Source organism: Streptomyces sp. NPDC093089, from assembly GCF_044754405.1.
In the GTDB taxonomy this organism is placed as follows: domain Bacteria; phylum Actinomycetota; class Actinomycetes; order Streptomycetales; family Streptomycetaceae; genus Streptomyces.
Map to the genome: position 1 here is coordinate 388698 of NZ_JBIVPA010000002.1, position 12211 is coordinate 400908.

Below are 12211 nucleotides of genomic sequence, written 5' to 3' on the forward strand. Positions count from 1 at the left end.
CGCCGGTCAGTCCTTGGGCGTGAACGTGGCGAACGCCGTCTCCCGCAGCGTCCGGCACTCCGCGCCGTTCCACTCACCCGCCTTGCAGGTGACCATGATGGAGTAGCCGTGCTTGGCGTCCACCTTGAAGCCGCGGTTGAGGACGTGCACGCGCACGCCCTTCTGCGTCCGCTCGAACTCCCAGTCGGCGACCGTCGGGTAGCCCTTGTACGAGACGGGGCGGATGCCGATGTGCTTGTAGCCGTTGCTGGTGGCCGCGACACCGGTCATGGCCGCGGCCCACGCGGCGGCCGCGTCGTCCTTCGGGCTGTTGTTGAAGTCGACCTGGACGCGCGGGAAGCCACCGCTCTCGCTGAAGATCCCGCCGGAGTCGTATCCCGCTATCGAGCGGAGCGAGAAGGAGGAGGGCATCGCCATCGAGAAGTGGAACCGGGTGTTGGTGACGAGGGTGTAGCCGGCGGGCAGCTGCGTGCCGCCGCCGGGCTTGCCGGACGGCTTGGCGGTGCCGCCGTTCGACCCGTTCGCGGCCCCCGTCGTGCCGTTCGCGCCGGTGGCGCCGGTGGAGTTGGTGTCACCGGGCTGCGCGCCGCCCTGCTGGCCGGGGCCGCCGGGCGACTGGCCCTTGCCGCCGTCGGAGCCCGCGGACCCGCCGGAGGCGTCGCCGCCGGCCGAGGCGCCGGCGGACGCCGTGGTCCCCCCGCTCCCCTTGCCCTGGTCCTTCTGGCCGCCGCCCCCGAGGGAGACGGCGAGGATCGTGCCGAGCACGGCGAGGACGGCGACCGCCGCGATGATCACCAGCGTGCGGCGCGGGACGACGTCGGTCAGCGTCGCGCGGGCCGTCGCCGGCTTCCCGCCGTTCCGCGCCGCGTCGGGCTTCGCCGACGCCGATGCCGACGCCGCCGCGTTGCGTACGGACTTCAGGGCGCCCCGCATCCGCTCCGCGGCGTCGGGGGCCTGACTCCGGTCGGCCGCCGGGGTCGGCGGCACGGCGGGCGGCGCCGGCACCCCCTCGGGGCGCGGCGGCAGCGGTACGACCGTGGTGACCTCGGGCGAGGTCGCGGGCGCCGCCTCGGGCGCGTCGAGCACGGCCCGCAGCAGGACGCGGGCGCGGGCGTCGTCGAGCCGCTGGGCCGGGTCCTTGGCGAGCAGGCCGTAGATGACCTGCTCCAGCTCGGGTCCGGCGTTCTTCGGCGGATCGACCGGCTCGGTCATGACCGCCGTGAGGGTGGCGATGGCCGAGCCCTTGTCGTACGGCGGGCTGCCCTCGACCGCCGCGTAGATCAGTCCGCCGAGCGACCACAGGTCGGCGGCCGGACCGGGCTTGTGACCGCGGGCGCGCTCCGGGGAGATGTACGAGGGGGCGCCGACGAGCATGCCGGTGGAGGTGATCGAGGGGTCGCCCTCCACCTGGGCGATGCCGAAGTCGGTGAGGACGACCCGGCCGTCCTCGGCGATCAGCACGTTGGACGGCTTCACGTCGCGGTGCAGGATGCCCTCGCGGTGCGCCGAACGCAGCACGTCGAGGATGGCGAGGCCGACCTCGGCGGCGCGCCGGGGCGTGAGCGTGCCGTCCTCGCGCACGGCGTCCGCGAGGGACTTGCCCTCGATGAGCTCCATGACGATCCAGGGACGGTCGTCCTCGTCGACGACGTCGTACACGGTCACGGCGCCGTTGTTGCGGATCCGGGCGATGGCCTTCGCCTCGCGCAGCGTCCGGGTGATGAGGCGTCGCTTCTCGTCGTCGTCGATGCTGGTGGGGAAGCGGAGCTCCTTGACGGCGACCGTGCGGCCGAGGGTCTCGTCGACCGCGCGCCACACGGTGCCCATGCCGCCGCGCCCAAGGACCACGCCGAGCCGGTACCGGCCGGCGAGGAGCCGTCCCTCGTTCGCCGGGGCCTTGCGCAGCTTGTCGCCGCCGGTCGCGCGCCCGGTGCCGGACGGGTGGCCGCTCTCGCCGTCGCCGTCCCCGGCGCCGAAGCCGGCCCGTCCGGTCGACGGTTCGGTGCCCCGCAGCCGGCCGTTCGCGGCGGCGTCGACGGGCGCGGGGGCCGGTGCCGAAGCTTCGCGGGGGTCGCCGGCGCGGCCGGTGCCTGCGCCGGAACCCGGCGCCGCGGCGGACGCCGCGCCCGTGGGGCCCTGCGCGGCCCGCGGGTCCGCGACGGCGTCCCCGACGCCCTCGGCGCGCTGTGCGTCCTGCTCGGGGCGCGCATCCTCGGGACCCTGCGCACCCCGTCCGACCTGCGCGTCCTGCTCGTCCTGCCCCGGTTCACGCGCGGCCGGGACCGCTCCTCGGTCGCCGTCGGTCGCGGCCCCCGCTGCGGCGTCCCGCCCGGGGTCCTTCGCCGTGTCCCGCGACTGCTCCGCCTCCGACATGCGTCCCCTCTGCGATCCCTGAAATTCGCCGCGTCTGCCGCTTCCCGCGCGATGCGGTAACCCGCCCTGGAAGAGAGCCCATTGTCCCTCACCTCGGGACGGGCGGCGCCCCCGGGTCCGTACTCCGGGATGACGACGCGTTCGGGCACCCCCGAGGTTCCCGCCGGAACGCGGACGACCCGGACGTCCTGTCAGACGGGTGCGGGCCGGCACCCGTCGGCGGCGGAGCGGGTGTCAGATCGGCACGATGTCCGGCGCGCCGAGCCGTGCGGCGTCGGCCGTCAGGTCGTCGGGCTGCCGCTGCGACTCGCGCTCCGCCTCCACCCGCTTCTCGTAGTGCTCCACCTCCTTCTCGATCTGGAGGGCGTCCCAGCCCAGGACCGGCGCCATCAGTTCCGCGCACTCGCGGGCGCTGAGCGTGCCCCGGTCGAAGGTCTCGATGGAGATCCTGGTCCGGCGGGTGAGGACGTCGTCGAGGTGGCGGGCGCCCTCGTGCGAGGCGGCGTAGACGATCTCGGCGCGCAGGTAGTCGTCGGCGGCGGCGAGCGGCTCGCCGAGGCCGGGGTCCTCGGCGACGAGGTCGAGGACCTCCTGCGTCAGGGAGCCGTAGCGGTTGAGGAGATGCTCGATCCGGACGACGTGCAGACCGGTGCGGGCGGCGATCCTGGCGCGCGCGTTCCACAGGGCCCGGTAGCCCTCGGCGCCGAGCAGCGGGGTGTCATCGGTGACGCAGGGGGCGACGCGCTGGTCGAGGGCGTGCACGGCCTCGTCGACCGCGTCCTTCGCCATGACCCGGTACGTCGTGTACTTGCCGCCGGCCACCACGACCAGGCCGGGGACGGGGTGGGCGACGGTGTGCTCGCGGGAGAGCTTGCTCGTGGCGTCCGACTCGCCGGCGAGGAGGGGGCGCAGGCCGGCGTAGACGCCCTGGACGTCGTCCCGGGTGAGGGGGGTGGCGAGCACGGTGTTCACGTGCTCGAGGAGGTAGTCGATGTCGGCGCTCGACGCGGCGGGGTGCGCCTTGTCGAGGTCCCAGTCGGTGTCGGTGGTGCCGACGATCCAGTGGCGGCCCCAGGGGATGACGAACAGTACGGACTTCTCGGTGCGCAGGATGAGTCCGCTGGTCGAGTGGATGCGGTCCTTGGGCACGACCAGGTGGATGCCCTTGGAGGCGCGGACGTGGAACTGGCCGCGCTCGCCGATGAGGGCCTGGGTGTCGTCCGTCCACACCCCGGTGGCGTTGACGATCTGCTTCGCCCGGATCTCGTACGCGGCTCCGGCCTCGACGTCCTGGACACGGGCGCCGACGACCCGTTCGCCCTCGCGGAGGAAGCCGATGACGCGGGCCCGGCTGGCGGCCTTGGCGCCGTAGGAGGCGGCGGTGCGGACGAGGGTGGTGACGAAGCGGGCGTCGTCCATCTGGGCGTCGTAGTACTGCAGGGCGCCGACGAGGGCGTCCTTCCGTAGGCAGGGCGCGACCCGCAGCGCGTTGCGGCGGGAGAGGTGCCGGTGGACGGGGAGTCCCCGTCCGTGGCCGGAGGAGAGGGACATCGCGTCGTACAGCGCGACGCCCGAGCCGGCGTAGAACCGCTCCCAGCCCTTGTGCTGGAGCGGGTAGAGGAAGGGGACGGGCTTCACCAGGTGGGGTGCGAGCCGCTCCAGGAGGAGGCCGCGCTCCTTGAGCGCCTCCCGCACGAGGGCGAAGTCCAGCATCTCCAGGTAGCGCAGGCCGCCGTGGATGAGTTTGCTGGACCGGCTGGAGGTGCCGGAGGCCCAGTCGCGGGCCTCGACGATGCCGGTCGAGAGCCCTCTCGTGACGGCGTCGAGCGCGGTTCCCGCGCCGACCACCCCGGCGCCGACCACCAGTACGTCGAGCTCGCGCTCGGCCATGGCCGCCAGCGCCTCGACGCGCTCGGCGGGTCCCAGTGTCGCTGTCCTCACGGCTGCTGCCTCCCGTCGTCCCCCGTCTGTTCCGCGCGAACCGGGCCCGTGTGTGGCCCGGCTCACAGACTTGATTCTGTCCCGGTCCGGTGACTTCAGCCACCGCCTCGCCGCGACCCTGTGGATAACACTCGGCGACCTTGGCGCGCACAATGCCACATATCGTTCATATTTACGCCTAGTCTGACATTGCGTCCGACCCGTTCTGTCCACCGGGTTTGCGCGTCGCGTTCCCTCCGGCCACCGGGAAGGACGGCCCACCCCTCATGCCCGCTGATCTCGCCGTCATCGGCCTCGGCCACCACGGACTCCCCCTGGCTCAGGCCGCCACCGCCGCAGGCATCGACACCATCGGCTACGACACCGACCCCCGCCCCGTCGCCGAACTCGCCGCCGGTCGTCCCCCCGTCGACGGCTCCCTCACCACCCCGGAGATCCGCCGCATGCTCTCGGGGAGCTTCCGGCCGACCACCGATCCCGCCGAACTCGGCCGGGTGCGCACCGCCGTCCTCTGCGCCCCCACGCCCCTGGGCCCCGACCGGACCCTCGACCTCACCGCCGTCACCGACGCGGCCCGCGCGCTCGCCGCACGGCTGCGCCCCCACACCACCGTGCTCCTGGAGTCCCCCGTCCCGCCGGGCACCACCGAGGGCCTCCTGCGGGACGTCCTCGAAACCGGCTCGGGCCTGCGCGCCGGCCGCGACTTCCACCTCGCGTACTCGCCCGGCCGCATCGACCCCGGCCGCCGCACCCACGGCTTCGCCGGCACTCCCAAGGTCATCGGTGGCCTCACCGCCGCCTGCACCGAGGCCGCGGCCGCCTTCTACGGCCGGCTCACCGACAAGGTGGTACGCGCACGCGGCCCCCGCGAGGCGGAGACGGTCAAGCTCCTGGAGACCAACTTCCGGCACGTCAACATCGCCCTCGTCAACGAGATGGCGGTGCTCTGCAACGAGCTCGGCGTCGACCTGTGGGACGTCATCCGCTGCGCCGAGACCAAGCCCTTCGGCTTCCAGGCCTTCCGCCCCGGCCCCGGCGTCGGGGGCCACGGCGTCCCCGTCGACACCGTCGGCGCCCACCGCCCGCTCCGCCTCGTCGAACTCGCCGGCCAGGTCAACGAGCGCATGCCGCGGTACGTCGTCCAGCGCGCCGCCACCCTCCTGAACGAGCACGGCAAGTCGGCCCGCGGAGCCCGCGTCCTCCTCCTCGGCATCACGTACAAGCCCGACCTCCCGGACCGGCAGGGCTCCCCCGCCGACGAGATCGCCCGCCACCTCATGGACCTCGGCGCGGCCGTCAGCTACCACGACCCCCACGTCCCCGACTGGCGCGTCCGCGAGCTCCCCGTCCCCCGCGCCGACTCCCTCTACGAGGCCGCCGCCCACGCCGACCTCACGATCCTCCTCCAGCAGCACCGCACCTACGACCTCCAGGGCCTCTCGGTGAAGGCCCAGCTCCTCCTCGACACCCGGGGCGCCACCCCCGCCGGCGCGGCCCACCGGCTCTGAACGCCGAGGGGCCCCGCACCGGATCGGTGCGGGGCCCCTCGGGCGGGTGCGGTGCGGGTCAGCGCTTGTGCTGGGCGTCCGCGACGGTGACCTCGACGCGCTGGAACTCCTTGAGCTCGCTGTAGCCGGTGGTGGCCATGGCGCGGCGCAGGGCGCCGAAGAAGTTCATGGAGCCGTCGGGGGTGTGCGACGGGCCCGCGAGGATCTCCTCGGTGGTGCCGACGATGCCCAGGTCGACGAGCTTGCCGCGCGGCACGTCCTCGTGGACGGCCTCCATGCCCCAGTGGTGGCCCTTGCCGGGCGCGTCGGTGGCGCGGGCGAGCGGGGAGCCGATCATGACCGAGTCGGCGCCGCAGGCGATGGCCTTCGGCAGGTCGCCGGACCAGCCGACGCCGCCGTCGGCGATGACGTGCACGTAACGGCCGCCGGACTCGTCCATGTAGTCGCGGCGGGCCGCGGCCACGTCGGCGACCGCGGTCGCCATCGGGACCTGGATGCCCAGCACGTTGCGGGTGGTGTGCGCGGCGCCGCCGCCGAAACCGACGAGGACACCCGCGGCGCCGGTGCGCATCAGGTGCAGGGCCGCGGTGTACGTGGCGCAGCCGCCGACGATGACCGGGACGTCGAGCTCGTAGATGAACTGCTTGAGGTTCAGCGGCTCGGAGGCGCCGGAGACGTGCTCGGCGGAGACCGTCGTGCCGCGGATGACGAAGATGTCCACGCCGGCGTCGACGACTGCCTTGGAGAACTGCGCGGTCCGCTGCGGGGAGAGCGCGGCGGCGGTCACGACACCGGAGTCGCGCACCTCCTTGATGCGCTGCCCGATCAGCTCTTCCTTGATCGGCGCGGCGTAGATCTCCTGCAGGCGGCGGGTCGCGGTCGCCTCGTCCAGCTCGGCGATCTCGTCGAGCAGCGGCTGCGGGTCGTCGTAACGGGTCCAGAGACCCTCCAGGTTCAGGACGCCCAGGCCGCCGAGCTCGCCGATCCGGATGGCGGTCTGCGGCGACACGACCGAGTCCATCGGGGCGGCCAGGAACGGCAGCTCGAATCGGTAGGCGTCGATCTGCCAGGCGATCGAGACCTCCTTCGGGTCCCGGGTGCGCCGGCTCGGGACGACGGCGATGTCGTCGAACGCGTACGCCCTGCGGCCGCGCTTGCCGCGCCCGATCTCGATCTCAGTCACGATGTGTGGCCTTTCCCTCTACGTCTGCGCCTACCAGTATCCCCGACACAAGCGTGAGGGGCGGCTCCGGCCACATGCCGGAACCGCCCCCACGCGTCGCGCTGTGTTACTTCCTGCTGTAGTTCGGCGCCTCGACCGTCATCTGGATGTCGTGCGGGTGGCTCTCCTTGAGGCCCGCCGAGGTGATCCGGACGAACCGGCCCTTGGACTCCATCTCCGCGACGGTGGCGGCACCCACGTAGCCCATGGTCTGGCGGAGACCGCCGACGAGCTGGTGCAGCACGTTGGACAGGGGGCCGCGGTACGGCACCTGGCCCTCGATGCCCTCGGGCACGAGCTTGTCGTCGGAGGTGACCTCCGCCTGGAAGTAGCGGTCCTTCGAGTACGACTTGCCCTGGCCGCGGGACTGCATGGCGCCGAGCGAGCCCATGCCGCGGTACGACTTGAACTGCTTGCCGTTGATGAACATCAGCTCGCCGGGCGACTCCTCGCAGCCCGCGAGGAGGCTGCCGAGCATCACGGTGTCGGCGCCGGCGGCCAGCGCCTTGCCGATGTCGCCGGAGTACTGCAGGCCGCCGTCGCCGATGAGCGGGACGCCGGCGGCACGGGCCGCGAGCGAGGCCTCGTAGATGGCGGTGACCTGCGGGACGCCGATGCCGGCGACCACGCGGGTGGTGCAGATCGAGCCGGGGCCCACGCCGACCTTGATGCCGTCGACGCCGGCGTCGATCATCGCCTGCGCGCCGTCACGCGTGGCGACGTTGCCGCCGATCACGTCGACGTTCACGCTCGACTTGATCTTCGACATCCAGCTCAGGGCGTTGCTGTTGTGGCCGTGCGAGGTGTCGACGATCAGGAAGTCCACACCGACGGCGGCGAGCGCCTGGGCGCGCTCCAGGGCCTCGGGGCTGGCGCCCACGGCGGCACCGACGAGCAGGCGGCCCTCGGAGTCCTTCGCGGCGTTCGGGTACTTCTCCGCCTTGACGAAGTCCTTGACGGTGATGAGGCCCTTGAGGACGCCCTCGTCGTCGACCAGCGGAAGCTTCTCGATCTTGTGGCGGCGCAGCAGCTCCATCGCGTCGACGCCGGAGATGCCGACCTTGCCGGTGACCAGCGGCATCGGCGTCATGACCTCGCGGACCTGACGGCTGCGGTCGCTCTCGAAGGCCATGTCGCGGTTGGTGACGATGCCGAGCAGCTTGCCGTCCGGGTTGGTGACCGGGACGCCGCTGATGCGGAACTTGGCGCACAGCGCGTCGGCCTCGGCGAGCGTCGCCTCCGGGTGCACCGTGATGGGGTCGGTGACCATGCCGGACTCGGACCGCTTGACCAGGTCGACCTGGTTGACCTGGTCCTCGACGGACAGGTTGCGGTGCAGCACGCCGACGCCGCCGAGCCGGGCCATGGCGATCGCCATGCGGGACTCGGTGACCTTGTCCATCGCCGCCGAGAGCAGCGGGATGTTGACGCGGACGTTGCGCGAGATGCGGGACGAGGTGTCGACCGCGTTCGGGAGGACCTCGGACGCGCCCGGCAGGAGCAGCACGTCGTCGTAGGTCAGCCCGAGTGTCGCGAATTTCTCGGGCACTCCGTCGACGTTGGCAGTCATGACACCTTCCCAAATGGCCTTGATCGGTGCGGGATGTCCATGCTAACGGGCTTGAACCGTGTCTCATTCCACGATCAAGATCCGTGGAAAGCTTTGGACGTTCACACGTGTACGAAAGGGACGACGAGCCCCGGCGAGTCTTACTGCTCGGCCAGGGCGCGCAGCCTGCTGAGCGCGCGGTGCTGCGCGACCCGGACGGCTCCCGGGGACATGCCGAGCATCTGCCCGGTCTCCTCGGCGGTCAGCCCGACGGCGACCCGGAGCACCAGCAGCTCGCGCTGGTTCTCCGGAAGATTGGCGAGCAGCTTCTTGGCCCACTCGGCGTCGTCGCTGAGCAGCGCGCGCTCCTCGGGGCCGAGGGAGTCGTCGGGCCGCTCGGGCATCTCGTCGGAGGGCACGGCCGTGGACCCCGGGTGCCGCATGGCGGCCCGCTGGAGGTCGGCGACCTTGTGTCCGGCGATGGCGAAGACGAAGGCCTCGAAGGGCCTGCCCGTGTCCTTGTAGCGCGGCAGCGCCATCAGGACGGCGACGCAGACCTCCTGGGCCAGGTCCTCGACGAAGTGCCGGGCGTCGCCCGGCAGCCGGTTGAGGCGGGTGCGGCAGTACCGCAGGGCGAGCGGGTGCACCCGTGCGAGCAGGTCGTGCGTCGCCTGCGCGTCGCCGTCGACCGCGCGACCGACGAGCGCGCCGATCTCCCCCTGCCCGGCGGGCTTGGGGGACCTCACGGTCTCGTCGTCGCGCATCGCTCCATGGTGCCCCGACGCTTCCGCGTCCGCGGCACCGCGTCCGTAGTTGTGCACCGAAGCGTTATGAGCAGGTGCGCCGGAACCCATCTCCCGCGCCCTCCCCTCCCGCTCGATCGACTCGTCCCCGAGGAACTCCACATCTCAAGGATGCGTCATCCGGCGGGGAAGTGACACAAGCCGACCCCGTCCGCCCCGCGACGGACGCGGGCTCGGACGGGGACATGGCGGGTGACCTGGGGTTCAGCGGACCAGGCCCCAGCGGAATCCGAGCGCGACGGCGTGGGCTCGGTCCGAGGCGCCGAGCTTCTTGAAGAGGCGCCGGGCGTGCGTCTTGACCGTGTCCTCGGAGAGGAAGAGCTCGCGCCCGATCTCCGCGTTGGACCGGCCGTGGCTCATGCCTTCGAGGACCTGGATCTCGCGTGCGGTGAGGGTGGGCGCGGCGCCCATCTCGGCCGAACGGAGGCGGCGCGGGGCGAGCCGCCAGGTCGGGTCGGCGAGCGCCTGGGTGACGGTGGCCCGCAGCTCGGCGCGCGAGGCGTCCTTGTGCAGGTAGCCACGCGCACCCGCGGCGACCGCGAGGGCGACGCCGTCGAGGTCCTCGGCGACGGTGAGCATGATGATGCGGGCGCCGGGGTCCGCGGAGAGCAGCCGGCGGACGGTCTCCACGCCGCCCAGACCGGGCATGCGTACGTCCATCAGAATCAGGTCCGAGCGGTCCGCGCCCCAGCGGCGGAGGACTTCCTCGCCGTTGGCCGCGGTGGTCACCCGCTCGACGCCGGGCACGGTCGCGACCGCGCGGCGGAGCGCCTCTCGGGCGAGCGGGGAGTCGTCGCAGACGAGGACGGATGTCATGCCTGACCTCCGCGGCTCTCGCAGCTGTAGCGCGTCACCTTGAGCCTCCAGGGCTGTACGTAATCGTCACCTGTGCGATTGACGCTCTCGGACACCTGCCCGATCGCTTCTTCCTTCAACCGCCTCCGCACTCTCAACGACGGTCACTCGAAAGAGTTACGGGTCGGACGGAGACCTTCGGCACTCTACGTGAGGGTGCGCACACGGAGGAGAGCACCGCAGGTCATCCGCCCTTCACGGAAAGCTATGCCCCATTTAGCGGGTTTTCTTCCCTTTTCGTAGTGTCTGTGGCTAGATTCGCAATGAGTCATATTTACATCTACTTCGACAGTAGGTGTACCGACCCAGACCTACCTGGACCCACCCAGCCTGACGGGGACCCGGAGGAGCCCCGTCGATCAGCCATCCACCCGCCCACCTATCCGTTCGACACGGTTTCAAGGGGACAAGCGCAATGGCAGATTTCTCCCGCCTTCCCGGACCCAACGCCGATCTGTGGGACTGGCAACTGCTCGCGGCCTGCCGCGGAGTCGACAGCTCCCTGTTCTTCCACCCCGAGGGAGAGCGCGGCGCGGCACGGAGTGCGCGTGAGAACTCGGCGAAAGAGGTCTGCATGCGGTGCCCGGTACGCGCGGAGTGCGCGGCACACGCACTCGCCGTACGGGAGCCCTACGGCGTATGGGGCGGCCTCACCGAGGACGAACGCGAAGAGCTCATGGGACGCGCACGGAACCGCCTGATCTCGGCGGCGCCGACGACCGCGTCGGCCACGTCCGCCACGGGCACGGCGTCCATGACTCCCATGACAGCCATGACGACATCGGCGGCCGCCGGCCGACCGATCGCGGAGCACATGTGAAGGAACGTTTCTTCAGCTAGGCACCGAGCCTGCGGCCACGCCCACGCGCGCGTCGGGCGGCACCTGTGCGCGCGTGGCGGCCCGGCTCGGCCAGGCCTCCCCCGCACCTTCGGCCCGGGCCGCACCTCCGGCATGCCCGCGCCCGGGAACGGCCGGCCCTTCGGCGGTCGCGGCCCTCAGGGGCGCGCGGCGGCCCGGGTCAGTTCGTCCAGCGTGGCGGCGACGGCCGGGACCTGGGCCAGGTCGGGCAGCGTGAGGGCGACGATCTCGCGCTCCACGGCGGGCTCGACGGTCACGGTCCGCGCACCCTTGGGGCGTACGGACTCGATGGCCAGCTCCGGCAGGACGGCCACGCCGAGGCCGGCGCCGACCAGGCCCACCACCGCCGGGTAGTCGTCGGTGGCGAAGTCGATGCGGGGGGTGAAGCCCGCCTCCTCGCAGACGTCCACGAGCTGGCGGCGGCAGCGCGGGCAGCCGGCGATCCAGGACTCGTCGGCGAGTTCCGCGATGCCGACCGCGTCCGCCCCGGCGAGCCGGTGCCCCTCGGGCACCAGGCCCACGAGCCGGTCGGCGAGCAGCGGCCGGACGACGAGGTCGTCCCACTCTGCCTGCCCCGCGCCGTACCGGAAGGCGAGGGCCACGTCGCAGTCGCCCTCGCGGAGCATCTCGATCGAGCGGGGCGGTTCGGCCTCGACGAGGGAGACCCGGGTGCCCGGGTGCGCGGCCCGCAGCGCGGCCAGCGCGGTGGGGACGAGGGTGGAGCTGCCGCTCGGGAAGGAGACGAGGCGGACGCGGCCGGCCCGCAGTCCCGCGATGGCGGCGACCTCCTCCTCGGCGGCGGTGAGCCCGGCCAGGATGCCGGAGGCGTGCCGCACCAGGACCTCGCCGGCCTGGGTGAGGCGCATCTCGCGTCCCGTGCGGATCAGCAGCGGGGTTCCGGCGGAGGCTTCGAGGGCCTTCATCTGCTGGCTGACGGCGGGCTGGGTGCAGCCGAGTTCGCGCGCGGCGGCCGAGAAGGAGCCGGTGGCGGCGACGGCGCGCAGGACGCGGAGGTGGCGTGCCTCGATCATGCGCCCAAGCATAAGCGAATCTTGGGTTCGGCGGAGAAAATTCGACCACGTCTTTGGGTTGGATGCCCTT

8 protein-coding genes and 1 pseudogene are annotated in these 12211 nt (G+C 72.4%); 2 read left to right on the forward strand and 7 right to left on the reverse strand.

Annotated features, from left to right (window positions below):
• Positions 1 to 6 precede the first annotated feature (6 nt).
• Together ACIQFX_RS05335 and ACIQFX_RS05340 are read right to left on the reverse strand one after the other, a co-directional pair.
• Positions 7 to 2373, reverse strand: coding sequence for a serine/threonine-protein kinase (locus ACIQFX_RS05335; RefSeq protein ID WP_402459119.1), 2367 nt, complete (start codon positions 2371 to 2373; stop codon positions 7 to 9).
• 234 nt (positions 2374 to 2607) lie between these two features.
• On the reverse strand, positions 2608 to 4314 hold the full coding sequence (locus tag ACIQFX_RS05340) for a glycerol-3-phosphate dehydrogenase/oxidase (protein ID WP_402459121.1): 1707 nt from the start codon (positions 4312 to 4314) through the stop codon (positions 2608 to 2610).
• Positions 4315 to 4580: 266 nt separating this feature from the next.
• Between ACIQFX_RS05340 and ACIQFX_RS05345 the strand changes: the two genes are divergently transcribed.
• Positions 4581 to 5822, forward strand: coding sequence for a nucleotide sugar dehydrogenase (locus ACIQFX_RS05345; protein WP_402459123.1), 1242 nt, complete (start codon positions 4581 to 4583; stop codon positions 5820 to 5822).
• A 58-nt stretch (positions 5823 to 5880) separates the two neighbouring features.
• Here ACIQFX_RS05345 and ACIQFX_RS05350 read toward each other — a convergent pair whose 3' ends face one another.
• From ACIQFX_RS05350 to ACIQFX_RS05365, 4 genes are all read right to left on the reverse strand, one after another.
• Positions 5881 to 7005 (reverse strand): GuaB3 family IMP dehydrogenase-related protein, encoded by a 1125-nt coding sequence (locus ACIQFX_RS05350; RefSeq protein ID WP_376490004.1) that lies wholly within the window; start codon positions 7003 to 7005, stop codon positions 5881 to 5883.
• 106 nt (positions 7006 to 7111) lie between these two features.
• Complete coding sequence (guaB, locus tag ACIQFX_RS05355) at positions 7112 to 8614, reverse strand: IMP dehydrogenase (protein WP_402459124.1); 1503 nt, start codon at positions 8612 to 8614, stop codon at positions 7112 to 7114.
• A 140-nt stretch (positions 8615 to 8754) separates the two neighbouring features.
• The gene (locus ACIQFX_RS05360) at positions 8755 to 9357 is read right to left on the reverse strand and encodes a sigma-70 family RNA polymerase sigma factor (RefSeq protein ID WP_402459126.1); all 603 of its coding nucleotides are present in this window, start codon (positions 9355 to 9357) and stop codon (positions 8755 to 8757) included.
• A 243-nt stretch (positions 9358 to 9600) separates the two neighbouring features.
• The gene (locus ACIQFX_RS05365; protein WP_003948568.1) at positions 9601 to 10212 is read right to left on the reverse strand and encodes a response regulator transcription factor; all 612 of its coding nucleotides are present in this window, start codon (positions 10210 to 10212) and stop codon (positions 9601 to 9603) included.
• Positions 10213 to 10666: 454 nt separating this feature from the next.
• Between ACIQFX_RS05365 and ACIQFX_RS05370 the strand changes: the two are divergent.
• Positions 10667 to 10996, forward strand: a pseudogene (locus tag ACIQFX_RS05370) (WhiB family transcriptional regulator); the annotation flags it as partial.
• Positions 10997 to 11247: 251 nt separating this feature from the next.
• Here the strand turns inward: ACIQFX_RS05370 and ACIQFX_RS05375 are convergent.
• On the reverse strand, positions 11248 to 12141 hold the full coding sequence (locus tag ACIQFX_RS05375) for a LysR family transcriptional regulator (RefSeq protein ID WP_376490002.1): 894 nt from the start codon (positions 12139 to 12141) through the stop codon (positions 11248 to 11250).
• Positions 12142 to 12211: the final 70 nt, after the last annotated feature.

Coding starts and splice junctions, on each gene's coding strand:
- ACIQFX_RS05335 (WP_402459119.1), bottom strand. CDS start 2,373: ATGTCGGAGGCGGAGCAGTCGCGGGACACGGCGAAGGACCCCGGGCGG.
- ACIQFX_RS05345 (WP_402459123.1), top strand. CDS start 4,581: ATGCCCGCTGATCTCGCCGTCATCGGCCTCGGCCACCACGGACTCCCC.
- guaB (WP_402459124.1), bottom strand. CDS start 8,614: ATGACTGCCAACGTCGACGGAGTGCCCGAGAAATTCGCGACACTCGGG.
- ACIQFX_RS05360 (WP_402459126.1), bottom strand. CDS start 9,357: ATGCGCGACGACGAGACCGTGAGGTCCCCCAAGCCCGCCGGGCAGGGG.
- ACIQFX_RS05365 (WP_003948568.1), bottom strand. CDS start 10,212: ATGACATCCGTCCTCGTCTGCGACGACTCCCCGCTCGCCCGAGAGGCG.
- ACIQFX_RS05375 (WP_376490002.1), bottom strand. CDS start 12,141: ATGATCGAGGCACGCCACCTCCGCGTCCTGCGCGCCGTCGCCGCCACC.